Consider the following 24,136-nt stretch of genomic DNA (forward strand, 5'->3'; position numbering starts at 1 on the left):
GCCTTCCCCTGTCGCATTCGGTGGGCTCGACTCGCCATTCGCGCCAGGGGAGCGAGAAAGAGACCGCTCCCCTGTCACGAGTTGTGGGTGTAACGCACCGGATGCGGCAGGGGAGCGAGTGTGGGGAGCGGAGCGGATCCGCGTGCGAAGGCACCGGGCGACGAAAGCGCGCACGCGAAGCGATGCGCCGCGGGGGCTCACCCCGCCTGGCACCTCGGGCACCAGAACACGTTGCGCTCGCTCGTGGCGTTCGCGCCGAGAGACCCGCCCCGCACGAGCGTGCCGCACCGACGGCACGCTTTGCCGTCGCGCCCGTACACCCAGAACCGCCGTCCGGGACGGGTGTCGCCGGTGAAGGTGCGCTCGGGGCGAGGCAGATTGGCGCGGATCATCCGCGCGCCCAGATCGATGAGGGCGGCGACATCGATCTCGGTGGCGGGGGTCGTGGGCGCGAGGCCGCGCACGAACAGCATCTCGTTGGCGTAGACATTGCCGAAGCCGGCGACGTTGCGCTGGTCGAGAAGAGCGACGTGGGCCGCGCGCGAATCGGCGCTCACGCGCCGCACCGCCTCGGCGGCATCCCAGTCGTCGGCCAGGGGATCGGGGCCGAGGTGTCCGATGATGCGGTGCTCGTCGTCGGTGCGCAGCACCTCGACCATCGCCAGGTCGAAGCCGACCGTCTCCCATCGGGCGTTGCCGACGATCGCGCGAGCCGTGTAGGCCGGGCGCCGCCATCGTCCGCCTGCCGGGTAGACGTCCCACCGGCCCTCCATCTTGAGGTGCGAATGGAGGGTGTAGCCGCCGATGCGTTCGAGCAGGTGTTTGCCACGCGGGATGACGCTGTGCACGGTCTCGCCGCGCAGGTCGGCCGTGGCGCTGCCGGGCACGCGGATGTCGAACCGGGTCACGACCGTGCCGGTGAGCGCCTCGGCCAGCTTCGAGGCTGCCCGGTGGACGGTATCGCCCTCAGGCACGCGTCGCCTCTCGCAGTGCGTCGCCGGCGGTCACGCGGCGGAGCGTGAGGCCCCGCGGCGACTCGACGAAGCCGGCGTCGCGCAGTGCCCGCCCCACGGCGGTGCCGTAGACGAAGGCTCCGTTGACCTGCTCGATCGTGAGCGTGTCGAGCCGCCGTGCTTTCGTCGTGCCCGCCAGATCGCGGGTCGCCGCCTGCAGCACGGCCTCGTCATCGGTGAAGACGAGGGCCGTGCGCCCGCCGCGCTCGAGGTAGAGCACGAGAGCGCCGTCGACGAGCACGACGAGGCCGCCGGCCTTCCGCCCCGGCCGGTGGGTGATCCCGTCGAGCGCGGGCCACGCGAGAGCGGCGCCGTAGGGGTTGGCGGGGTCGGTCGCGGCGAGGGTGACCGCCCGTAGCGGCGCGGGGTCGGGGAGGGCGGCGAACTCGCGCAGCCGGTCGACCGTCGCGGAGGCGGCGAACTGCGCGGCACCGAGCTTCTCGATGACGTACCCGCGACGGCAGTGCCCGGCCTCCTCGAAGCCGGCGAGCACGCGGTACACCTGCGCGAATCCGCCCGACACGCCCTCCACCTGCACCGCGCCCCGGGTGACCACGCCGTAGCGGTCGAGCAGCAGGCTGCCCGTCGCCGTCGCCCGCACCGCGGGGTCGGCCTCGCGGCCGGGCAGCAGCGACCACCGGCCGCCCAGTGCGGGCGGGCGCGGCGGCGCCGACGGGCGCGGGATCGATGCGCCGCGGTACATCCGCGCGCGCGGGGCCTTCCGAGCCACCCGGTGGGCCTGCCCGCCCCCGCCGACGAGGGTGCGGATCGGCGCGAACGTGTCGTTCGTCACCCGCCCCGCCCACGTCAGCGACCAGAGTGCGTCGACGATCGACTGTTCGTTGTCGGCGCCCGCGGCCTGCCGCAGTTGGGCGGCGAAGTAGGCGCCGCCGCCGGTGAGGGCCTCGATCACCCGTGCTTCGAGCGAATCGGCGGCGACGTCCTCCTCCGGCTCGGCGAGGGTGAGGGCGGCCGCGTCGGCGGGGTGCAGCGCGACCCAGCCGTCGCGCCCGGGGAGCGTGCCCGTGCCCGACCAGACGACCTCGCCCGTCGCCGTCAGCTCGTCGAGCATGGCCGGCGTGTAGTCGCGCACCCGCGACGGCAGGATCAGCGACTCCCACGCGCTCGCCGGGATCGGCACGCCCGCGAGCTGCTCGACGACCGCTGCCACCCCGTCGATCCCTTCGAGCGGGCGCTGCAGGTGCTGCCAGACGGGGAGGAACCGGGCGTATGCGGTCGGCGGCACCGGCTCGACGCTTCCGCGGATCGCCGCGAGCGAGCGCATCCGGAGTCGCCGCAGCACCTCGGTGTCGCACCACTCGGTCTCGTCGCCGCGCCCTTCGGCGCCGCCGGACTCTGACGAGGGCAGGAAGAAACCGCTCGACACGCGACCCTGCGACTCGAGACGCTGGAGCGTGTGCCGGGCGACCGCGATGCCGACGCCCAGCCGGCGGGCGACGGCGTCGGCGGTGAACGGACCGTGGGTGCGCGCGTGCCGGGCGACGAGGTCGCCGAGCGGATCGGGCATCGGCTCGAGGAACGCGTTCGGGAGTCCGACCGGGAGCGCGGCACCGAGCGCGTCGCGCAGGCGGGCGGCGTCTTCGATCGCGGCCACCCTCGCTTCCCCGGCGATCGTCACGCGGATCGCGCGGCGCTCGTCGACGAGAGCGTCGAGGTGGGCGGATGCTTCGGCCGCGGTGGCGGGGGGCGTCGCCGTGTCGTCGTCGACCGACGGGGCGTCGGCGGGTGCGAGGCGCAGCGCCACCTCGTCGGCACCCAGCGGTCCGAGGATGCGGATCAGGTCGGCGACCCCCTCGATCCCGCGGGCGCGGCGCTCGGGGTCGAGCCGCTGCGCCTCGCGCTCGAACTGCGCGATGACGTCGGGGTCGAGGAGCTCGCGCATCTCGACGCGGCCCAGCAGCTCGCTCAGAAGCGCCGGGTCGACCGAGAGGGCGGCGGCCCGACGCTCGGCGAGCGGTGAGTCGCCCTCGTACATGAACGCGCCGACGTAGCCGAAGAGCAGGTCGCGGGCGTAGGGCGACGGCTGCGAGGTGGTGATCTCGACCAGCCGGATGCGTCGATCGGCGATGCTGCGCGAGATGCGCAGCAGCGCCGGGAGGTCGTAGACGTCTTGCAGCACCTCGCGGAGGGTCTCGAGGATGATCGGGAACGTCGGATGCCGACGGGCGACCTCGAGAAGCTGCGCCGAGCGCTGACGCTGCTGCCACAGCGGCGAGCGTCGGTTGGGGTTGATGCGGGGGAGCAGCAGCGCGCGCGCCGCGCACTCGCGGAAGCGGGAGGCGAACAGCGCCGAGCCGCCGACCTCGTCGGTGACGATCTGCTCGAGCTCGGCCGCGTCGAAGACGAAGAGCTCGGCCCCCGGCGGCTCGGCCGTCGCATCCGGGATGCGCGCGATGATGCCGTCGTCGCTTGCCACGGCCGATCCTTCGACTCCGAGCCGCTCGCGGATGCGGGCGTTGACCGCCAGTGCCCAGGGCGAGTGCACCTGCATGCCGTACGGGGAATGCAGGATCACGCGCCAGTCGCCGACCTCGTCGCGACTGCGCTCGACCGTGAGCGTCTTGTCGGTCGGCAGGGTGCCGGTCGCCTCGCGCTGCTCGGCGATATAGGAGAGGAGGTTCGTGATCGCGTTGTCGTCGAGACCCGATTCGCGCAGACGCGCCTCGGCCTTCGAGTGCTCGGCGGCGGAGACCTCCCGCGAGAAGGTGCCCAGCGCCTCGCCGAGCTCGGCGGGCCGGCCGATGCCGTCGCCGTGCCAGAAAGGGAGTTTCCCGGGCTGCCCGAAAGCGGGCAGCACGTTCACGCGATCGTGCGTGATCTCGACGATGCGCCAGCTCGTGGTGCCCAGGGTGAAGACGTCGTTCACGCGCGACTCGTAGACCATCTCCTCGTCGAGTTCGCCGACGCGGGCGTTCTGCGACTCGCCCGCGATGAACACGCCGAACAGGCCGCGGTCGGGGATCGTGCCGCCGCTGGTCACCGCGATGCGCTGCGCTCCGGGGCGCCCGGTGAGGGTGCCCGCGTCGCGGTCCCAGACGACTCGCGGACGGAGCTCGGCGAACTCGTCGGACGGGTAGCGGCCGGCGAGCAGGTCGAGGGTCGCCTCGTACGCCGAGCGGGGGAGCGAGCGGAACGGCGCGCTGCGCTTGACGGTCTCGAACCACTCCTCGACGTCGATCGCGCCCAGCGCGCAGGCGGCGACGGTCTGCTGCGCGAGGATGTCGAGCGGATTCTGCGGCACCGAGATCGCCTCGATCTGGCCCGCCAGCATCCGTTCCGTCACGACCGCCGTGTGGAGCACGTCGCTGCGGTGCTTGGGGAAGAGAGCGGCACGGCTGACCTCGCCGACCTGGTGCCCCGCGCGTCCGATGCGCTGCAGCCCCGAGGCCGCGCTCGGCGGTGCCTCGACCTGGATCACGAGGTCGACCGCGCCCATGTCGATGCCCAGCTCGAGGCTGCTGGTCGCGACGACGCAGCGCAGCACGCCCGACTTCAGCTCGTCTTCGACCTGGGCGCGCTGCTCTTTCGAGACCGAGCCGTGGTGCGCCTTGGCGAGCACGGGATCGGCTCCGGCCGACGAACCGGCCTGCGCCATCGTGGCGGCAGGCACCGTGGGGTCGGGCAGGTCGAGCCCCAGCCTCTCGGCGTAGATCTCGTTCAGCCGACCCGTCAGCCGCTCGGCGAGACGGCGGGAGTTGGAGAAGACGATGGTCGAGCGGTGCGTCAGGATGCGGTCGACGATCGCCTCTTCGACGTGGGGCCACACCGACCCGGTGACCTCGGTGTTCTCGCTCGGCGACCCCTCGGCGAACCAGTCCTCCCCGCCCGGCGCGGGCGCGTCGGAGCCGGGGGGCGGCGGCGGGTTCATCATGTCGTCGACGGGGACGACGACCGACAGGTCGAAGGCCTTGGTGGCGCGCGGCGCGACGATGTCGACGGGCGCGGCGCCGCCGAGGAAGCGGGCCACCTCGTCGATCGGGCGCACGGTGGCGGAGAGCCCGATGCGCTGGGCGGGCGCGACGTCGGGGTCGTACGAGCGCCGCAGCGCGTCGAGGCGTTCGAGGCTCACCGCGAGGTGGGCTCCGCGCTTGGTGGCGGCAACGGCGTGCACCTCATCGATGATGACGGTGTGCACCCCGCGGAGAGTGTCGCCCGCCTGGCTCGTGAGCATCAGGTACAGAGACTCGGGCGTCGTGATGAGGATGTCGGGCGGATCGGAGACGAGCTTTCGGCGATCGCTCGACGTCGTGTCGCCCGAGCGCACCCCGACGGTGACGGCGGGGGCCTCGAGACCCAGCCGTCGGGCGGACTGGCCGATGCCCACGAGCGGGGAGCGGAGGTTGCGCTCGACGTCGACGCCCAGCGCCTTCAGCGGCGAGATGTAGAGCACGCGGGTGCGGGGTTCGGCGGGCGTCTTCGCATCGCGCGCGGTCGACGCGCCGCGGCGTCGGCCGTTCGCGGTGGCGGCGGCAGCTGTCTTCTTCTCGCGCCGGTCGGCCGCGACGCGGTCACGGAACACCCGGTCGATCGCCCAGAGGAACGCCGACAGCGTCTTACCTGATCCGGTCGGGGCAACCACGAGTGCGCTCCGGCCCGCGGAGATGGCCTCCCACGCGCCGGTCTGGGCGCTCGTGGGCGCGGGGAACGCGCCCCGGAACCAGTCTTGCGTCGCGGGGCTGAAACGCTCGAGCACGTCGCTCATTCGTCCATCTTCTCCCGCCCCTCCGACATCGGCTCGGGCTTGACGGTTCTGACGGCACCGGGGGAGGAGGCGGCGACGGACCGCGCCTCCGACATCAGCCGAGCGGATGCTGCGGCGCACCCTCTTCGGCCGAGGGCGGCACCGGCTCGGCGGCGGCGCCCGACCCCGCGGCATCCGCCAACCGCTTCACGAGGAACCCGTGCACGTCGTCGAGCTCGGGGCCGGAGACCCCGTGGGTGAGCCCCGGGTAGACCCGGCCGCTGAGGTCGGAGTGCCGGGGGAGCCAGTCGATCGTGTGCTCGACGAGCGCACCCGGGATGACGTCGTCGTGCGTGCCTCGTCCCCAGAAGACGGGCGGTCGCCGCTCAGCGAGGGCGGCGTCGCCGGGCAGCTCGCCCGGGGAGGCGTAGCCGGAGAGGTTGACGGCGAAGGCGAAGCGGTCGGGAGCGACCCGCAGTGCCTGCAGCGACACCGCACCGCCCTGCGAGAAGCCCAGGAGGCCCACGGTCGCGGCGTCGGTCGACGCGTCGATCCACTCGATGAGCCGCTCGGCCGCGGCGGTGACGTGGGCGGAATCGCGGCCGTTCAGTCCCTCGATCGGGTACCACGAGAACCCGGGTGCGGGGAAGGGTGGGGTCAGCGGCGCGCGCACCGCGGCGACGACGAACTCGGACGGCAGGTGCGCCGCGAGGGCGAACAGGTCGGCCTCGTCGGCACCGTAGCCGTGCAGCACGACCAGCAGCGGGCGGCCGCGACGCTCGGCCGGTTCGGTGGACCAGAGCACGACGGACGGGTCGAGAGGCGCGATCTCGCTCATGTCTCCAGTGTCGCAGGGCGCTCCGACATCCGCCTCGGCGATGGAGCGTGCCCTCGGCGGATGCGCGCCGGTGTTGATATACAAGGAGCATGCCCGTGCGCACCCCCGACCCCGAACCCGACGACAGCGGCGACGAGAGCCCCCGCGATCCGCTGGGGTCGACGTTCGGTACGCCGTCGACGCAGAGCAACGGCAACCCCGGGTGGCTGAGCGACATCGAGCTCACCGAGGCCCGCCGCCGGCTGCCGATGATCTACGTCGAAGCCCTCCCCGTGCGCACCGACGGCATGGGTACGGTCGTGCAGGTCGGCATCCTCCTGCGCGCGACCCCGATCGGCGAGATGACCCGCACGCTCGTCTCGGGCCGCATCCGCTACGGCGAGACCGTGCGCGACGCGCTCTTCCGTCACCTCGAGAACGACCTCGGGCCGATGGCCTTCCCTCTGCTGCCGCCGTCGCCGACGCCCTTCACGGTCGCCGAGTACTTCCCGATGCCGGGGCTCAGCCCCTTCCACGACGATCGGCAGCACGCCGTCTCGCTCGCGTTCGTCGTGCCCGTGACCGGCACGTGCGAGCCGCGTCAGGACGCCCTCGAGGTCACGTGGCTCTCGCCCGAGGAAGCAGCATCCGATGCCCTCGCCGATGAGATGGAGGGCGGGCGCGGAACCCTCATCCGCCTGGCCCTGGCGAGCGTGGGCGCCCTGCGCTGACCCTCAGGTGAGCTCGGCCACCGCGGCGACGAACGCGTCGACGTCGTGCTCGGTCGTGTCGAAGCTGCACATCCAGCGCACCTCGCGACGCTTCTCGTCCCAGTCGTAGAAACGGAAACGCTCGCGCAGGCGGTCGGCGACGCCCTCGGGGAGCACGGCGAACACGCCGTTCGCCTGCGTGGGCTGCGTGAACGACACCCCGGTGATGGATCCGTCGGCGATGCCGGCCTCGACGCCGGCGCGCAGGCGCTGCGCCATCGCGTTCGAATGCCGGGCGTTCTGCAGCCAGAGATCGCCCTCGAGCAGCGCGATGAGCTGCGCCGAGACGAAGCGCATCTTGCTCGAGAGCTGCATGTTGAGTTTGCGCAGGAAGGGGAGACCCTCGGATGCCGCGGGATCGAGCACGACCACGGCCTCGCCGATCATGGCGCCGTTCTTCGTGCCCCCGAAGCTCAGCACGTCGACGCCGGCGTCGCGCGTGAAGGCGTGCAGCGGCAGGTCGAGCGCGGCGGCGGCGTTGGCGATGCGCGCACCGTCGAGGTGCAGGCGCATCCCGAGCGGGTGGATGTGGTCGGCGATCGCGCGGATCTCGTCGGGAGTGTAGAGCGTGCCGAGCTCGGTCGTCTGGGTGAGGGAGACGACCAGGGGCTGCGCGCGGTGCTCGTCGCCCCACCCCCACGCCTCCCGGTCGATCAGCTCGGGGGTGAGCTTGCCGTCGTCGGTCGGGACGGTGAGGAGCTTGATCCCGGCGACCCGCTCGGGCGCGCCGCCCTCGTCGACGTTGATGTGGGCGGTCGTCGCGGTGACCACGGCGCCCCAGCGGGGGAGCATGGACTGCAGGCCCACGACGTTGGCGCCCGTGCCGTTGAACACCGGGAACGCCTCGACGCCCTCGCCGAGGTGGCCGACGAACACCTCCTGCAGGCGTCTCGTGTAGACGTCCTCGCCGTAGGCGACCTGGTGGCCGTCGTTGGCTGCGGCGATCGCCGCCAGCACCTCGGGATGCACTCCGGAATAGTTGTCGGAGGCGAAGCCGCGCACGGCCGGATCGTGGATGGTGGTCACGGCAACCCAGCCTAGGCGCGCCGCCCCGACGAATGCGCGCGCATGGACGCTCGCCGATGTCGGAGCCCGTCGATACCCTTCCCTCATGTCCGCCCGCCCCGACGACCCCGACGCGCCGCTCACGGCACCGGCGTCGGTCGTGCCGCCGGCGAGCGGGCCGCGCACCTTCGCGCAGATCCTCGTCAATACCGCGGTGGCGAACGTCACCACGAGCTACCTCTGGTTCGCGCTGACGTTCTGGGTCTACATCGAGACCGAGTCGGTGCTGGCGACCGGCATCATCGGCGGCGCCTACATGCTGCTGCTCGCCGTGTTCGCCATGCTCTTCGGGTCGATCGTCGACCGCAACCGCAAGCACCGGGTGATGGTGTTCTCGAGCGTCGTGACCCTCGTGGCGTTCGTCGTCGGGGGCGCGCTCTACCTCCTCTTCCCCGAGAGCGCGCTGCTCGACCTCACCGGTCCGTGGTTCTGGCTCTTCTCCGGCATCATCCTGTTCGGCGCGGTCATCGAGAACATGCGCAACATCGCGCTGGCGACCACGGTGACCCTGCTCATGCCCGTCGAACGTCACGCCAACGCCAATGGGCTCGTGGGCACGGTGCAGGGCATCGCCTTCGTGGTCACGAGCGTGTTCAGCGGTCTGTCGATCGGACTCCTCGGCATGGGGTGGACGCTGGCGATCGCCGTGACGATGACGCTCGTCGCGCTCGTGCACCTGCTGACGCTGCGCATCCCCGAAGAGAAGCCCTCGCTCGACGGCCAGAAGCGGTCGGGGATCGATCTGCGCGGCAGCATCACGGCCGTGATGGCCGCGTCGGGGCTGTTCGCGCTCATCATCTTCTCGACGTTCAACAACCTCATCGGCGGCGTCTACATGGCGCTGATGGACCCGTACGGTCTCGAGATGTTCAGCGTCGAGGTGTGGGGCGCGGTGCTCGGCGTCTCGGCGACCGGCTTCATCGCGGGCGGGCTCTTCATCGCCAAGTTCGGGCTCGGCAAGAACCCGATCCGCACGATGCTGCTGGTCGTCATCGGCATGGGCGTGCTCGGGATGGTGTTCACGATCCGCGAGTGGTGGTGGCTCTACGCCGTGGGCATCTTCGTCTACATGGCCCTCGTCCCCGCCGTCGAAGCGGCGGAGCAGACGGTGATCCAGCGGGTCGTGCCGTTCCGTCAGCAGGGCCGCGTGTTCGGATTCGCGGCGGCCTTCGAGTCGGCCGCGGCTCCCGTGACGGCGTTCCTCATCGCCCCGCTCGCGGAGTTCCTGATCATCCCGTACATGAACGACGACAGCGGGCGCGCCACGTGGGGATGGCTGCTCGGAGGCGGCGAGGCGCGAGGGATCGCGCTCGTCTTCGTCGGCGCGGGTCTCGTGATGGTCGTGCTCGGGGTGCTGGCTTTCCTCACCCGGTCGTACCGCATCCTGTCGGTGCAGTATCAGCAGGCGCCCGATCCGGTCGAGGGCGACAGTGCCGACGCCGCCGGGGCGAGCCCGAAGACGGCGAAGGCTGAGACCACTCCGGTCGCTCCGACGGCCGAGAAGCCCTGATCAGCCGCCGTCGCCGAGTTCGACGATGACGTCGTTCCAGTCCTCGGCGTCGTCCGACCACAGGGCGATGAACGCGTCGGCAAGTGCGCCTTCGAGTCCGTCCAGGCTCTTCGCCCGGAAGATCACCGCGGCCGCGCTCAGCTCGCGCGCGTCGTCGCGGGCCGCTCTGGCGAACCCCTGCCCGACGGCGCGGGTCCACGCTTCGCTCGCGGCCTTGACCGCGGCGTAGTTCGCGCCGCCGGCGAGGGGTCGCGCGACGGCCGTGGACGAGACGATCGCCAGGCGACCGGCCGATGACTCCCGCAGGTCGGCGTCGAAGGCGCGCGAGACGTATCGGAGCGCGGTCAGCGAGCGCTCGAGGAAGCGGAAGTCGCTCTCGCTCTGTGCGGCGAGCCCGCCGCCGCCGCGCCATCCGCCGACGAGGTGCAGCACGCCGTCGACGGCGCCGATCTCGTCGTGCACGGTGCGGGCGAGGTCGGCGACGGCGTCTTCGTCGGTGAGGTCGGCGGCGATCGTGAGGGTTCCGGGGGCCTGGGCGACCACGGTCGCGAGTTTCTCCGGATCGCGACCCGCCACGACCACGCGCGCGTCGGCGCGGGTCAGCGCGACCGCCGCCGCCCTGCCGGCCGCGCTCGTCCCGCCGGCGAGCAGGATCGTTCGTCCGGCGACGCCGGACGCGGGAGCGGATGCTGCGGAGGGAGCGACGTCGTTGTCCATCGCCCCAGTCTCCCAGTGCGGCACTCCGGCTGCACCCCCTGCCGGCGCGGACGCGTCAGGCGGACACGTGGTGGAGGGCGGGGCGGTTCCACGCGCCCGGTGCGTCGAGCTCGCCGTAGACGATGTCGACCCCGCTTCCGTCGATCGTCGCGGCGCACATCAGCAGCGACAGCGTCGGGATCCCGTGCGGGCGGTTGTCGCGCACGATCGCGCGGTCATCGGTCGGCGGCAGCGCAGCGCTCCGTTCGAGCACCGCGAGCCACTCGGCGTACCAGGGGCCGTCGGCGGCGTCGCTGGGCGCGGCGTCGAACGCGCTCAGCCACTCCGCGATCCGCGGGGTCTGTGCGTCGTCGACCTCGTCGTGGGCGATCATGTGCACGCCCGGCTCGAGCCGGGTGGAGCGCACCGCATCGCCGTCCCACGACGTCACCCGCGCTCCGTTCGCGTCGATGTCGACCAGGTTGAACCCGTGTGTGGGCGGGACGGCGACGGGGGCCTGCCCGGCGACGGCGTCGAGCACGACGGCGCCCCGCGAACCGGTGGCACCCTCGACCTCGTGGCGGTTCAGGATCACCGACACGCGCGAGCGGGCGGGGTCGGCGGCGAGCCAGGCGCCCCCGGCGCGCGCGTCACGCACGCCGACGACCCCGGGGTGCGAATCGGGCCACCACGGGCCGAGCGGATCCCACGCTCGACGGGGGTCCTCATCGCGGATCGCGAGCATCCGCACGGGCTCGTCGGTGTGCGCGGGCACGCGCACGATCACCGTGCACACGGGGGCTCCGGCGTCATGTCTGGCTCCTCATCGGGGTGGGCGTGGAAGGATGGGCGGGTGTTCATCGTCGTGGGGGTCACCGGCGGTATCGCCGCGTACAAGACCGTGCACCTCGTGCGTCTGCTCGTCACGCGCGGTCACGACGTGCACGTCGTCCCCACGGACGACGCCCTGCGTTTCGTCGGGCTCACGACGTGGGAGGCGATCAGCCGCCACCCCGTCACCACCAGTGTGCACGACGACGTCGCCGAGGTGCGTCACGTCGCGCTCGGCCGCTCGGCCGACCTCGTGATCGTCGCGCCGGCGACCGCGAACACCCTGGCCGGCATGGCCGCGGGCCTCGCGAAAGACCTCCTGGGCACGACGCTCCTGGCAACGTCCGCCCCGGTGCTGGTGGCTCCGGCCATGCACACGGAGATGTGGAACCATCCCGCGACCCGAGCCAACGTCGACACGCTCCGCTCTCGAGGGGTGCACGTGATCGGCCCGGAGAGCGGACCGTTGACCGGGGGAGACTCCGGCCCCGGGCGCATGACGGAGCCCGACGCGATCGCCGGCGCCGCCCTCGCGCTCCTCGCGCCCCGCTGCGATCTCGACGGTCTCGCCGTCGCCGTCTCCACGGGCGGCACCCGCGAGCCGATCGATCCGGTGCGGTTCCTCGGGAACCGATCGAGCGGCCGCCAGGGAGCGGCCATCGCCCTCGCCGCAGCCGACCGCGGCGCACGGGTGGTGCTCGTCGCCGCCCACGTCGACGACGGGGCGCTCGCCGAGGCGGCGCTGCACCCCCGCATCCGCATCGAACGGGTCGGCACCGCCGCCGAGCTCGACGCGGCCATGGAGCGCGAGGCCGACACCGCCGACGCGGTCGTGATGGTCGCCGCCGTCGCGGACTATCGCGCCGCGCACGTGCCCGACCGCAAGCTCAGCAAGGAAGACGCCGCGGGCCCCGGCCTGACCCTCGAACTCGTGCGCACGCGGGACGTCCTCGCCGGGCTCGCCGAGCGCCGGCGCGAGGGGCAGACGATCGTCGGGTTCGCCGCCGAGACTGCCGCGGACGACGACGACCTCCTCGCTCGCGCCCGCCGCAAGGCGGCGCGCAAGGGCGTCGACCTGCTCGTCGCGAACGACGTCGCGGGCGAGACAGGATTCGGCACCGCCGACAACGACGTGGTCGTGGTCGATGGTGCCGGCGAGGTGGTCGCGCGGGCACGCGGCACCAAGCGCGAGGTCGCCGATGCCGTCTGGGACGCCGTGCTGACGCGGCGCGGCTGAGCGTCCGCAGCATCCGTCATCCGAGAAGGCGAGGATGCCGCGGACGCCCGCCCGTCAGGCGTCGTCGGCGCGGATCCCGGCGGTCGACTCGATCACCGGGCGCATCTTCTTCTCGAGCGCTTCGTAGAACATCGACAGCGGGAACTCGTCATCACGCACGGCGTCGGTGAACCCCTTCGGGGGGCCGGCCAGCACCTCGTCGGGGAGCCCGCGCGCCCAGGCCGACGCGGGGTGAGGCTCGAGCGTGCCGCGGACGAGCTCGTAGGCGGCGAGCCAGTGCGTCGTTTTCGGGCGGTCGATCGAACGCCAGTACAGCTCGTCGATCGCATCGCCGAGGGCGACGACGGCGGCCGGCACCTCGTGCCAGTCGAACGCGAGCGACGTGTCGGTCCAGTGCAGCACGCCGCGCTGGTGCAACCAGGCGAACAGCAGCTGTCCGCCGACGCCGTCGTAGTTGCGCACGCGTGTGCCCGTGATCGCGAAGCGGAAGATCCGATCGAAGATCACGGCGTACTGCACGAGGGCGGCGTGCTCGAGCATCGACTGCTCCGCCGCGTCCAACGGGAGCGCCGGCTCGCCGACGGCGAGCGCGTCGACGCGGTCCTGCAGCCGCCGTTGGATCGCCACGCATTCGCGGAACGCGGTGAGATCGCACCGCAGCTCCTCGAGCGAGTAGAGGAAGTACGGCATCCGCTGCTTGATCATGAACGGGTCGAACGGCAGGTCGCCGCGCATGTGCGTGCGGTCGTGGATGAGGTCCCACATCACGAACGTCTGCTCGGTGAGCGCGCTGTCTTCCAGCATCCGTGCGGCGGCGTCGGGCAGGTCGAGCTTCGTGATCTCGGCGGCGGCGCGCACCACACGGCGGTATCTGGCGGCCTCGCGGTCTTGGAAGATCGCGCCCCACGTGAACGGCGGCACCTCGCGCATCGACACGGTCTCGGGGAACAGCACGGCGGAGTTCGTGTCGTACCCCGGCGTGAAGTCCACCAGACGCAACGAGACGAAGAGGCGGTTGGTGTACTCCGTCTCGAGGCGCGCGATGAAGTCCGGCCAGATCGCTTCGACGAGCACCGCCTCCACGAGGCGGCGCGACGAACCGTTCTGCGTGTACATGGGGAAGACGACGAGGTGGCGCGCGCCGTCGACCCGGTGCTGTTGCGGCTGGAAGGCGACGAGCGAATCGAGGAAGTCGGGTATCCCGAACCCCCCAGCACGCCACGTGTCGAAATCGGCGACGGACGCCGCGAGGTAGGCCGCGTCGGTGGGGAACCGCGGTGCGAGCTTCTCGATCGCCGTCGTGATCGTCGCGACGTGGGCGCTCGCCGACGGGTGGTGCGACGCATCCGGGATCGAGCCGTCGTCGGCCTGCAGGCCCTGCAGCGCGATCGCCGCGGCCTTCAGCGAAAGCCACTCGGCGCTGTCTTCGACGGCGTCGGCTCCGACCGTGGAGGCGTCCTCGACGACCTCGGGTTCGCCGATGATGACCTTCTCAGTGCGGAGAGGGTGCGTGATGGACATGGAACCTCCGATCCTCGGACTCGAGTCGGGGCAGCGCGGGCGGCTCCGACATCGTCGACGGTGTGCCCTCTCAGGCTACTCGTCGGCGTTGATCAGAAGCGGGGGGCGTTCAGGAGCGGGGGCGCGGGGCGCGCAGCTTCGAGGCGAGATCGCGCAGCTGGGCGAGCTCGTCGTTCGAAAGGAGCGACATGCGCCGGGCGATCGATGCGCCGTGGATCGACGCGACGCGTCGGAACGACGAGACGCCGGCCTCGGTGGCACGAACCAGGGTGCCGCGGCCGTCGTCGGGGTCGGGGCATTTCGACAGCAGCCCGTTCGCGACCATGCGGTCGACCAGCCGCGAGACGCTCGGCTGGCTGATGAGCATGTTGGCGGTCACGTCGCGGAGCCGCGCAGTCATGTCGTCGCCGCGGGTGACCGTGAGCAGCACGTCGTACTCCGCCTGCGACATGTCGCTGTCGTCGAAATCGCCGCGCAGTTCGTCGAACACCTCGTGCTGGGCTCGGAACAGGCTCTCCCAGGCCTCCACAGCGAGGCGGCGATCTGTCATGTCTTCCAGATTACGGGTCGGACGCCGGCGAGGGGCGATGGCGGGGCGGTCGGATGCGGCGCGATATGCCGTCGGGCGTATCACACCGAGGTGACGCGGCGCGTCACCTCCCGGTCACCTTCTCCCCCTCCGTGGTTCACGGTCCAGCCTTGCTGCGTCCGTACCTTCGGTCGCGTTTGCACTCCTCCCCCCTGGAAGGCCTGGTCTTCGTGCCCTTTTCCCGTTCCCTCCCCGCAGTAGGCATCGTCGCCGCGCTGGTGTCCGTTCTCGCGCTGGCCCCGTCGGCGACAGCGGCTCCGGCTTCCGCGCCGTCGATCATCGTGACCGAGATCGTCGGCGACAACGTCGGTGTCGACAGCTATGAGTACATCGAGGTGCGCAACACGGCGGATGCCGCGATCGATCTCGCCGCATCCGGCATCGCGTTCGCCTACTCCTACGTCGACTCCGACGTGCGAGACCGCGATGTGCCGCTCACCGTCTCGGAGCCGCTCGTGCTGGACGGCGGCGAGACCGCCGTGCTGTGGCTGAGCTACACCAGCACGTCGGTCGACTCCTTCGCGCGCTCGATCGAGGAGTTCCGTGCGTACCACTCCGTGCCGGCCGACACCCAGGTGGTGCGGGTCACGGGGCAGGCAGGCATCGCGAACGCGGGGGACCGCGGCATCCGCGTCGTTCAGGGAGAGACGCTCATCTCGTGGTCGCACGTTCCCGCCGGTGGGTTCGGCGGCGACCTCGCAACGCACTTCCGGTTGCCCCAGGACGCGGCCGACCTCGGGCTCGAGGCGCTGAGCACCTCGGCACCGCGCTCGCCCGGTGTGGTCGCCCCCGAAGCACTCGTGCGCCCGGAGCCAGATCCGGAGCCTGAGCCCGAGCCCGGCGAAGAAAACCCGTGGCCGCTCGTGGTCACCGAGATCGCACCCGACAACGTCTCGTTCGACGACTACGAGTTCTTCGAGGTGCACAACACCACGGCAGCAGACATCGATCTGAACGCCGGGTACTCCTTCCGCTACGGTTCCGACCAGTCGGACGCCGTGGACGGCGGTGTCGAACTGATCGTCGGCGGTGACACCGTCGTGCGCGCGGGCGAGACGATCGTCTACTGGCTCAGCTACACGTCCGGCAACGTCGATTCGTTCAGCAAGACCGAGGAGCAGTTCCGCACGCAGTGGAGCGTGCCCGCCGAGACCCGCGTGGTGCGGGTGTCGGGTCAGCCCGGTATGGCCAACGGCGGAGACCGCGGCATCCGGATCATCCGTGACGGACAGCTCGTCAGTCGTTCGTTCTACCCCGCCGGCTCCGTCGGAGTCGACCTGACGGCGCACTTCGCCTTGCCCGCCACCCGGGGATCCAAGGCGCTCGACCTGTTCGCGTCGAAGGCGGCTCCCAGCCCCGGTGTCGTCGACCCGGCCGCTCTCGTCGTGCCCGCCGGGGAACCCATCCCGACTCCCGGCCCCACCGAGACGACGCCGCCGGTCGGCGAGCCGTTCGACTCGACGCCCGGGTTCGACCCGCAGCCCGATGCGGGGGTGACCACCGCATCGCTGCAGGTGACCGAGGTGCTGCCCGACTCCCGCATCAACCTCGCCGGGTCCGACGCGTACGAGTTCATCGAGGTCTACAACGCGAGCGACTCTGCCGTCGACTTCTCGGACTACTCGATCAACTACCTCTACCCCGACAACGGCACGTCGGTGCTGTGGCCGGCCGTCCCCGGCGACGTCGAGATCGCCCCGGGACAGACCCTGGTCTTCTGGATCAAGAACGGCGGCAACGCGGCGCTCGGCGCGGCGGACTTCAACGCAGCCTTCGGCACGTCGCTCACGATGGGCGAGAACCTCGTCGAGATCACCAGCGCAGGTATGGCCAACGGCAGCGCCCGCGGCATCGAGGTGGTCACCAACACCGGCCACATCGTGAGCCAAGCGCTGTACAACATGAACCTGCCGACCGACGATGTGCAGCCCGATCAGGGAATCCGCTACATCGCCGGTGAGGAAGACGCCGCGCAGGCCCGCCTGCTCGACCTCGCCCCCGCCACTCCCGGCACGGTGCAGGCCGACCAGGTGCCGGCCGGTCTGCAGATCGTTCCCGCCGACACCGTGGCGCCCACGATCACCGACCGCACCGCCGACTCGATCGCTCCCGGGGCCGACTTCACGCTGACCTTCGAGATCGCCGACGACGTCGACGCTCGCACGGCCACTCTGACGCTCTCGAACGACGTCGACTCCGGTTCACGCACCATCAACCTGCGTGACAGCGGCGAGGGTGTCTACACCTACGTCGTCCCCGCCGTCGACCTGACGGGCAAGGCCTGGTACGAGTACTCCGTGGTGGCGAGCGATGGCACCAACCAGACGACGCTCGAGACGACCCGCGTGGCCGTCGACGGGGTCGACACCTCGCCCGTGCGTCTGAACCTCGACGACGACCAGTTCGTCTCGGGGGTCACCGACGTGATCGCCGCCGGCGAGAGCTACCCCTCCGCCGTGCAGCTGTCGATCGGCGGTGAGCAGGTCGCGACCGAGCCGAGCCTGGAGCGCGCGCCCGTCTTCGCCTTCGAGGTGTCGGGGGTCAACTTCTACTTCAAGAACGGCGTGCTCGTCGGCGACGGCGAAGATCGCGATGTCCTGCGCATCTTCGATCACACGATCAACGACTGGGAGACCCTCACGACCGCCGTGCCGCTGGAGCACGTGCGTCAGGGCGACGAGCTCGTCGTCAGCGTGTGGGCCGGCACCAAGAAGGCGCCGGAGATCGACCTCGGCGAGAACAACGACGACTTCGACATCCGCGGCCTCCGGCTCATCCTCCCCGACGGTCGTACGCTCACCCCGAGCGGCTACGACGACCCGTCGAAGGTGCTCGGCATGGGCGACAGCGTCAACGGCTCGGGCGGGCCGACCGGCAAGCTCGACTACTTCGACGCGCGGTTCACGCTGCCCGCTGATGCGTTCTCGGCGGTGTCGACCGCATGGGACACCGCGTCTGGGGCGGACGGGCCGGTCGAGATCGTCGCGTCCGACGGTGGCGACACCGCGACTCGCACCGTGACGGTCGACAACACGGCGCCCGTGGTCACCTCCACGGTCGACGACGAGTACCGGGGCGAGTTCGTCCTCGACGCATCCATCACCGACGCGGGAGCGGGCGTCGCCTCGAGCACCGTCACCCTCGACGGTGAGCCGATCGAGCTTCCGTACACGACGTCGTCGGTGACGCTGAGCCCCGGCGACCACGTGATGCAGATCACGGCGGTCGACGCCCTCGGCAACTCCGCGACCTGGTCGGCGACCTTCCAGACCTTCGAGGAGCAGCCGTCCTCCGACGTCGTCGCGCCGACCGATGGCGCGGAGGTGAAGGCCGGCGACGTGACGCTGCGCGCCACGGTGGATGACCCGATGGGCGATGTGCTCGACGTGCAGTTCCTCGAGGGCGAGCGGTTCGATCTCTCCGACGCCGAGGTGACCGCGCAGTCGGGCACCGTCAACGATGCGCTCGACACTCGCCGTGAGGCGGTCGGGGTGTTGTCGGCCGATGAACTGCGGGCGCTCGCGCCGCTGGACGGCGTCGGGACCGACGTCTCGTCGGCCTCCGAGTTCCCGTACCAGTTGTTCGACATCGCGGTGGGCGACGACGTCGCCGGCTCTCAGGTGCGCACCACGTGGCAGGGGCGCGCGAACGCCGATGCGACCGTCTTCCTCTACGCGCTCCGCGGCGACGGCTCGGGCTGGGACGAGATCGACCGTCACGTCTCGACGACGGACGGCGAGCAGTTCGAGCTCTCGGGAAGCGTTCCGGCGGCGGACCACGTGCGCGACGGAAAGGTGCGGATGCTGGTGCAGCACTCCGAGGGGTTCGCGGGCGAGGACCTCAGCACACGCGACTCGGTGATCACGCCGAACAATCCCGACGACGTGGCGCGGTCGGACTACGACTTCACCCTCGCGTGGGAGTCGGACACCCAGTACTACAACGAGAACACGGTGCCCGGGAATCCCTTCAAGCACCAGGAGGCGATCCACTCGTACCTGCTCGACCAGCGTGACGAGCTCAACCTGCAGTACCTGTTCCACACCGGCGACATCGTCGACGACTGGAACCAGGAGTACCAGTGGAAGGACAACGCCGACCCGCAGTACGCGCGTCTGGACGAGGCGGGTCTGCCGTACGGCGTCCTCGCCGGCAACCACGACGTCGGCTCGGAACTGGCCGACTACAGCGAGTACGCGAAGTGGTTCGGCGCAGACCGGTTCGCGGGCAACCCCTGGTACGGCGAGAGCTACCAGGACAACCGAGGACACTACGACCTGATCTCGGCCGGCGGCATCGACTTCATCATGGTCTACCAGGGATGGGGACCCGGTGACGAAGAGATCGCGTGGATGAACGAGGTGCTCGCGCGGTACCCCGATCGCGTCGCGATCCTGGCGCAGCACGAGTTCATCCTCACCACGGGCGGTCTCGGGGACATCCCGCAGCGGATCCTCGACGAGGTCGTGGCGACGAACCCCAACGTGAAGATGGTGTTCTCCGGCCACTACCACGACGCCCTCACCCGTGAGGACTCGTTCGACGACGACGGCGACGGCGTGAACGACCGCACCGTCTACTCGATGCTGTTCGACTACCAGGGGCTGCCCGAGGGCGGCTTGGGGTACCTGCGTCTGCTGCACTTCGACAACGAGGGGGAGAAGATGATGGTACGCACCTACTCCCCGTCGCTGGACGACTACAACTCCGACGACCCGAACCTGCTCGACCCGGTCATCGATCCGAGTGACCCCTACGTGCACCAGCAGTTCGAGTTGACGTACGACCAGCTCGGCATCGTGCCGGGCGTGCGCACCCTGGGCACCGACTCGTTCACGGCCGAGGTGCTCTCCCCGACGCAGATCGCCTCGTTCGACAACGTCGAGAGCGGCACCACTGTGGAGGCGACGTGGTCGGTGACGCAGCTCGGCGAGCACGGATGGTACGTGCGCACGACCGATCCCTACGGCGCGGTCGACTACTCGCCGGTGTCGACGTTCACGGTGGTCGACGCCGCCGTCGAGCCTGAGCCGGAGGAGCCGGGAACGGGTGGACCCGGGACCGGTGAGCCGGGAACAGGTGAGCCGGGAACGGGTGGGCCGGGAACGGGTGGGCCCGGGACCGGTCAGCCGGGGACGGGAGGACCGGGGGCGGGTGAGCCGGGTTCGGGTGGTTCCGGATCGGGCGGCGCCGGCGGTTCGAGCGGTCCGGGTTCTGCGGCAGACACGGCGGGCGGCGGCGACCGCGATCTGGCGACCACGGGTTCCGACGCGGCCGATCTCGCACCGTGGGTGTTCGGGGCGTTCGGGCTCGCGCTCGCCGGCGCCCTTCTCCTCCTGCTGCGCCGTCGTCGGGTGATCTAGACGAGGTCGAGGAATCAAGCGGCGGATGCTGCGGGCTCACCAAGGCTCGCAGCATCCGCCGCTCTGCTGCCGTTCGGTCAGGCGCCGGGGGCTGCCCTCGACAGGGCGGACAGTCGGCGTTGTGGTGAGCCCTCGGTGGTGCGCCATCGTTGGGCGGGGTCGAGCCATCGAGGCGCCCTGATCCATGGCACGCCGCGCACCATCCGGATCTCCCACCCGGCGGTCTCGATCGTCCGATGATGGTGCCAACACAGCAGGACGCCGTTGTCGGTATGGGTCGGGCCGCCCTGCGCGGCAGGTCTCACGTGATGCACCTCGCACCACGCGGCGGGAACGTGGCATCCGGGAATGATGCACTCCCCGTCTCGCACTCCGATGGCGCGCCGCGTGTGAGCGGGGAAGATGCGCTGCGGCGACCCGAGCTCGACGATGCGCCCGTCGGGTGCGATCACGAGGCGTTGCACCGCTCCGGCGCACCCGATGTGGCGGGCGACGGAGATCGGCACGGCGCCGGCGTCGCGCGCTCCCGAGACGAAGGCGACGCCGTCGTCGCGGGCGAGCTGTTCTTCTGACGCGGTCACGACGAGAGTCGGGGCGGCGCCGCCCAGGAGCGGCGCGTCTTTCGCTCCCGCGGCGACGTGAAGCACCCCGGACAGAGCGTCGTGGCGCCGCTGGGCCTGCGTGCGCGGGTCGATCAACGGGTCGTCGCTGTCGAACTCCGCGTCGTCGGGGACGAAGGTCGGGCCGGCCGTCACGCGAGGGTTGAGGTAGGCGTCGATCATGCGCTGGAGCTGCGCGGCGACCTCGGGCAAGAGGTCGCCCCGCATCGGAACGATCCCGTCGCGCTCGCGGCCGATCGAGAGGGATCGACGACGTTCTGCGCGATCGCGGTCGGGCAGGGCGCCGTCGGGGTCGAGGTGGAGCGCCCAGACCTTGGCCATGATCGAGACCTCGTCGGCAGAGACTGCCGGTGATGCGATCGTGCCCGCCGCCGCGTCGACGAGGGCCTGCTCGGCGGCATCGATCTCGTCCGCGGCGACACCGCGATCACGAAGCGGGATGAGCGCGTCGGCGATCGCGGCTGCTGCGTCGGTGCCGATCTCACCCGAGAGCACAGCGGCGCGCACATGGTCGAGAGGCGCCGGCAGGCCCTCGCCCGTCAGCGACGTTCGGCGGCGCAGGGGAGGCGCGGCCTTCAGGCGTCGTCGTGCCGTTGCGCTCGAAACGAGCGTCACTCGCTCGATCAATTCGGACGCCGACCGGCATCCGCGAACCCGGGAGAGGATCTCGTCACCGCGTTCAGGCCGCGATCGGTGGCCGATCTCTCCCGCGATGTCGAGCCGCAGCGCATCGATGAGTCGTCCGAGAGATTCGGCATCGGCGGCCAGGTCGAGCAGGCGGTCGTCGTCGGCCCCACGGATGCCGTCGCCCTCGAGCATCGGCGCGAGCGCGCTGCGGAGCGCATCGAGGGCCTCGCCGATCTCGGTTCGCCGGTGTGTCATGCATACATTCTGGCGGGGGCCTCCGACATCGTCAGGCCCAGATCAGAGGCACAATCACCCCTGTGGAAAACGCGGCGCACGGGCGGCCTGGGGAGGAGAGGAAGACGCGTCGCCGGGAACAAGTAAGGGCCGGTCGGAGAGGCTTCCGACCGGCCCTTGTCCCTTGCACCAAGAGTGTCCTGCAATCACATGTTCGGTAGCTGCCACAGCAAAACAACTACCGTTCCTGAACTCTATAACGGAGAGGTAACGGAAGGGAAGGGCTGCCGTTATGTTTCTGTGATTATTTCGAGATGATGCTCGTGACGTCGGGTTGCGGGCGCCACGGTGCGCGCCAGGTGCGTGATGCGCCGAACACGGAGGGAAAGCCGTGAGATCGTTGGCTGTGCGTGGATGGCAATGGCCGAAGGGGTCGCGGTAGCGCGGATGGCGGTCACTCGATTTTCCACGGCGCTGTCCCGGATCCGGCCCGGTCAGGCGATCACCATCGCGTTCGGCGCGGTTCTCGCCGTCGGAACGGCGCTTCTTCTGATGCCGATCTCGGTGCAGGGGCGCGGGGCGACCTTCATCGAGGCGCTCTTCACCGCCACCAGTGCGCTGTGCGTCACCGGACACATCATCGTGGATACGCCGCTTTTCTGGTCGCCGTTCGGGCAGGTCGTGATCCTCGCCCTCATCCAGATCGGTGGCTTCGGGGTGATGTCGCTCGCGACTCTTCTGGGGCTCCTCGTCGCGCGGCGGCTCGGGCTGCGAACACGGCTCACCGCCGTCAGCGAGACGCATACCGTCGCTGTCGGCGACGTTCGCCGCGTGCTCAGCGGTGTTGCGCTCATCACCCTCACCATCGAGGTCGTCGTCGCGCTCGTACTGACGCTGCGGTTCTGGGGCGGCTACGGCGAAGAGCCGGGGCGGGCGATCTGGCTGGGCGTCTTCCACGCCGTGTCGTCGTTCAACAACGCCGGGTTCGCACTCTTCAGCGACAACCTCATGGGGTTCGTAGCTGATCCGTGGATTTGTCTGCCGATCTGCGCCGCGGTCATCCTGGGCGGGCTCGGTTTCCCGGTCATCATGGAGCTGCGCAAGCGGCTGGTCGTGCCGCGCAAGTGGACGCTGAATACCATCACCGTCGTCATCGGCACGCTCGTGCTTCTGGTGGCCGGAGCCATCGCCCTGACGGCGCTGGAATGGGCGAACCCCGCCACTCTCGGTGCGCTCGACCCGGCAGGCCGCGTGCTCGCCGGTTTCACAGCATCCGTCATGCCCCGAACCGCCGGATTCAATTCGATCGACGTCTCGCAGATGCGCGACGAGAGCTGGTTCGTCACCGACATCCTCATGTTCATCGGCGGGGGGCCGGCGGGAACGGCGGGAGGGCTGAAGATCACCACGTTCGCGGTGCTGTTCTTCATCGTGATCGCCGAACTGCGCGGCGACACCGCCGTCAACATGTTCGGCAAACGCCTCCCGCGCTCCACCCACCGCGAGGCGTTGACCGTCGCGCTCCTGTCTCTCGCCCTCGTGGTCGCGTCGACCCTCGCGATCATGCTGATGAGCCCCTACGGATTCGATCGCGTCGTGTTCGAGGTCATCTCGGCCTTCGCGACGGTGGGCCTGTCGACCGGGATCACCGCGAGTCTTCCGCCCGCCGCGCAGCTCATCCTCATCGTGCTGATGTTCATCGGCAGGCTCGGGCCTGTTCTGCTGGGCTCGGCCTTGGCACTGTCCATTCAGAAGCGTCAGTACGAACTCCCGAAGGAGCGTCCGATCATTGGATAAGTCGACCCACCTCTTCACGCGACGCCGCGGGCGCCCCGGCTCTGCGTCCTCCGTGGTCGTGATCGGCCTCGGACGCTTCGGCGGTGCCCTGGCCACTGAATTGGCGCGGTCCGGCACCGAGGTGCTGGGCATCGACGCCGACGAAGACATCGTGCAGTCGCTCAACGGCGTGCTGACCCACGTCGTCCGCGCCGACTCCACGCGGCAGGTGGCGCTCGACCAGCTCGGTGTCGCCGACTTCGATCGAGTCGTGGTCGGTATCGGCTCCGACATCGAGGCGAGTATCCTCACCGCGTCGCTCCTCAAGCGCATGGGAGTCCGCTCCATCTGGGCGAAGGCCATCAGCGAGCAGCACGGCCTCATTCTGGAACAGCTGGGTATCGAGCACGTCATCTTCCCCGAGGCCGACATGGGCCGTCGCGTGGCGCACCTGGTGCGCGGCTCGATGCTCGACTACGTCGAGTTCGACAACGACCTCGTCGTCGCCAAGACGATCGCCCCGCAGGAGATGGTCGGGCAGACCCTCGAGCAGTCCGCCGTCCGTCGGCGCCACGGCATCACCGTCGTCAAGATCAAGTCGTCGGATGGGCAGTGGCATGCCGCGGGTGCGTCGTCGCTCGTGTCTGAGGGTGACACCCTCATCGTGATCGGGCCCGTGGAGCGCACCGAGCGTTTCGCGTCGCTCGTCTGAGCCGTCTCATCCCGCCGAAGCCTCGGATGGCAATACTCCTCCCCATGGAGTAT

Annotated in this window: 15 protein-coding genes; 6 read left to right on the top strand and 9 right to left on the bottom strand. The window is 70.6% G+C overall.

Annotation, left to right across the window (positions count from 1 at the left end; translation table 11 throughout):
• Positions 1–197: 197 nt before the first annotated feature.
• The 3 genes from ABTU82_RS10425 to ABTU82_RS10435 all read right to left on the bottom strand — a co-directional run bounded on the left by ABTU82_RS10425 (position 198) and on the right by ABTU82_RS10435 (position 6,553).
• Positions 198–974 carry a DNA-formamidopyrimidine glycosylase family protein gene (locus tag ABTU82_RS10425; RefSeq protein ID WP_407173366.1) on the bottom strand — a complete coding sequence of 259 codons (777 nt, stop codon included), beginning with the start codon at positions 972–974 and terminating at the stop codon, positions 198–200.
• The gene (locus ABTU82_RS10430; RefSeq protein WP_407173368.1) at positions 967–5,736 is read right to left on the bottom strand and encodes an ATP-dependent helicase; all 4,770 of its coding nucleotides are present in this window, start codon (positions 5,734–5,736) and stop codon (positions 967–969) included. The genes ABTU82_RS10425 and ABTU82_RS10430 overlap by 8 nt, the downstream gene beginning before the upstream one ends.
• A 94-nt stretch (positions 5,737–5,830) precedes the next feature.
• Positions 5,831–6,553 carry an alpha/beta hydrolase gene (locus tag ABTU82_RS10435; RefSeq protein ID WP_407173370.1) on the bottom strand — a complete coding sequence of 241 codons (723 nt, stop codon included), beginning with the start codon at positions 6,551–6,553 and terminating at the stop codon, positions 5,831–5,833.
• Positions 6,554–6,642: 89 nt separating this feature from the next.
• Here ABTU82_RS10435 and ABTU82_RS10440 point away from each other — a divergent pair, with 89 nt between their 5' ends.
• Positions 6,643–7,263 (top strand): NUDIX hydrolase family protein, encoded by a 621-nt coding sequence (locus tag ABTU82_RS10440; protein WP_116647693.1) that lies wholly within the window; start codon positions 6,643–6,645, stop codon positions 7,261–7,263.
• A 3-nt stretch (positions 7,264–7,266) separates the two neighbouring features.
• Here the strand turns inward: ABTU82_RS10440 and ABTU82_RS10445 are convergent, their stop codons facing one another.
• On the bottom strand, positions 7,267–8,328 hold the full coding sequence (locus ABTU82_RS10445; RefSeq protein WP_407173371.1) for a threonine aldolase family protein: 1,062 nt from the start codon (positions 8,326–8,328) through the stop codon (positions 7,267–7,269).
• A gap of 85 nt (positions 8,329–8,413) precedes the next feature.
• On the opposite strand from ABTU82_RS10445, the gene ABTU82_RS10450 reads away from it, so the two are divergent.
• On the top strand, positions 8,414–9,877 hold the full coding sequence (locus ABTU82_RS10450; protein WP_407173373.1) for an MFS transporter: 1,464 nt from the start codon (positions 8,414–8,416) through the stop codon (positions 9,875–9,877).
• Here ABTU82_RS10450 and ABTU82_RS10455 read toward each other — a convergent pair whose 3' ends face one another.
• Entirely contained in the window at positions 9,878–10,594 is a 717-nt protein-coding gene (locus ABTU82_RS10455) for an SDR family NAD(P)-dependent oxidoreductase (protein ID WP_407173374.1), read from the bottom strand.
• A 55-nt stretch (positions 10,595–10,649) separates the two neighbouring features.
• Entirely contained in the window at positions 10,650–11,369 is a 720-nt protein-coding gene (locus ABTU82_RS10460) for an NRDE family protein (protein WP_116647697.1), read from the bottom strand.
• 57 nt (positions 11,370–11,426) lie between these two features.
• On the opposite strand from ABTU82_RS10460, the gene coaBC reads away from it, so the two are divergent.
• Positions 11,427–12,641, top strand: coding sequence for a bifunctional phosphopantothenoylcysteine decarboxylase/phosphopantothenate--cysteine ligase CoaBC (gene coaBC / locus ABTU82_RS10465; RefSeq protein ID WP_407173376.1), 1,215 nt, complete (start codon positions 11,427–11,429; stop codon positions 12,639–12,641).
• 54 nt (positions 12,642–12,695) lie between these two features.
• Here coaBC and ABTU82_RS10470 read toward each other — a convergent pair whose 3' ends face one another.
• Complete coding sequence (locus ABTU82_RS10470; protein ID WP_407173378.1) at positions 12,696–14,162, bottom strand: DUF6421 family protein; 1,467 nt, start codon at positions 14,160–14,162, stop codon at positions 12,696–12,698.
• A 109-nt stretch (positions 14,163–14,271) separates the two neighbouring features.
• A complete protein-coding gene (locus tag ABTU82_RS10475) occupies positions 14,272–14,712 on the bottom strand; it encodes a MarR family winged helix-turn-helix transcriptional regulator (RefSeq protein ID WP_116647700.1) in 441 nt (146 codons plus the stop codon).
• 209 nt (positions 14,713–14,921) lie between these two features.
• Here ABTU82_RS10475 and ABTU82_RS10480 point away from each other — a divergent pair, with 209 nt between their 5' ends.
• Positions 14,922–20,114 (top strand): lamin tail domain-containing protein, encoded by a 5,193-nt coding sequence (locus tag ABTU82_RS10480; RefSeq protein WP_407173380.1) that lies wholly within the window; start codon positions 14,922–14,924, stop codon positions 20,112–20,114.
• Positions 20,115–20,191: 77 nt separating this feature from the next.
• Here the strand turns inward: ABTU82_RS10480 and ABTU82_RS10485 are convergent, their stop codons facing one another.
• The gene (locus ABTU82_RS10485) at positions 20,192–21,616 is read right to left on the bottom strand and encodes an HNH endonuclease signature motif containing protein (protein WP_407173382.1); all 1,425 of its coding nucleotides are present in this window, start codon (positions 21,614–21,616) and stop codon (positions 20,192–20,194) included.
• Positions 21,617–22,009: 393 nt separating this feature from the next.
• On the opposite strand from ABTU82_RS10485, the gene ABTU82_RS10490 reads away from it, so the two are divergent.
• Positions 22,010–23,392, top strand: a complete 1,383-nt coding sequence (locus ABTU82_RS10490) for a TrkH family potassium uptake protein (RefSeq protein ID WP_407173383.1) — start codon at positions 22,010–22,012, stop codon at positions 23,390–23,392.
• A complete protein-coding gene (locus ABTU82_RS10495) occupies positions 23,385–24,083 on the top strand; it encodes a potassium channel family protein (protein ID WP_205781251.1) in 699 nt (232 codons plus the stop codon). The genes ABTU82_RS10490 and ABTU82_RS10495 overlap by 8 nt, the downstream gene beginning before the upstream one ends.
• Positions 24,084–24,136: the final 53 nt, after the last annotated feature.

The sequence above is a fragment of the Microbacterium deferens genome (assembly GCF_045517775.1).
Lineage (GTDB): Bacteria > Actinomycetota > Actinomycetes > Actinomycetales > Microbacteriaceae > Microbacterium.

Coding starts and splice junctions, on each gene's coding strand:
- ABTU82_RS10430 (WP_407173368.1), bottom strand. CDS start 5,736: ATGAGCGACGTGCTCGAGCGTTTCAGCCCCGCGACGCAAGACTGGTTC.
- ABTU82_RS10435 (WP_407173370.1), bottom strand. CDS start 6,553: ATGAGCGAGATCGCGCCTCTCGACCCGTCCGTCGTGCTCTGGTCCACC.
- ABTU82_RS10440 (WP_116647693.1), top strand. CDS start 6,643: ATGCCCGTGCGCACCCCCGACCCCGAACCCGACGACAGCGGCGACGAG.
- ABTU82_RS10450 (WP_407173373.1), top strand. CDS start 8,414: ATGTCCGCCCGCCCCGACGACCCCGACGCGCCGCTCACGGCACCGGCG.
- ABTU82_RS10455 (WP_407173374.1), bottom strand. CDS start 10,594: ATGGACAACGACGTCGCTCCCTCCGCAGCATCCGCTCCCGCGTCCGGC.
- ABTU82_RS10470 (WP_407173378.1), bottom strand. CDS start 14,162: ATGTCCATCACGCACCCTCTCCGCACTGAGAAGGTCATCATCGGCGAA.
- ABTU82_RS10475 (WP_116647700.1), bottom strand. CDS start 14,712: ATGACAGATCGCCGCCTCGCTGTGGAGGCCTGGGAGAGCCTGTTCCGA.
- ABTU82_RS10485 (WP_407173382.1), bottom strand. CDS start 21,616: ATGACACACCGGCGAACCGAGATCGGCGAGGCCCTCGATGCGCTCCGC.
- ABTU82_RS10490 (WP_407173383.1), top strand. CDS start 22,010: ATGGCAATGGCCGAAGGGGTCGCGGTAGCGCGGATGGCGGTCACTCGA.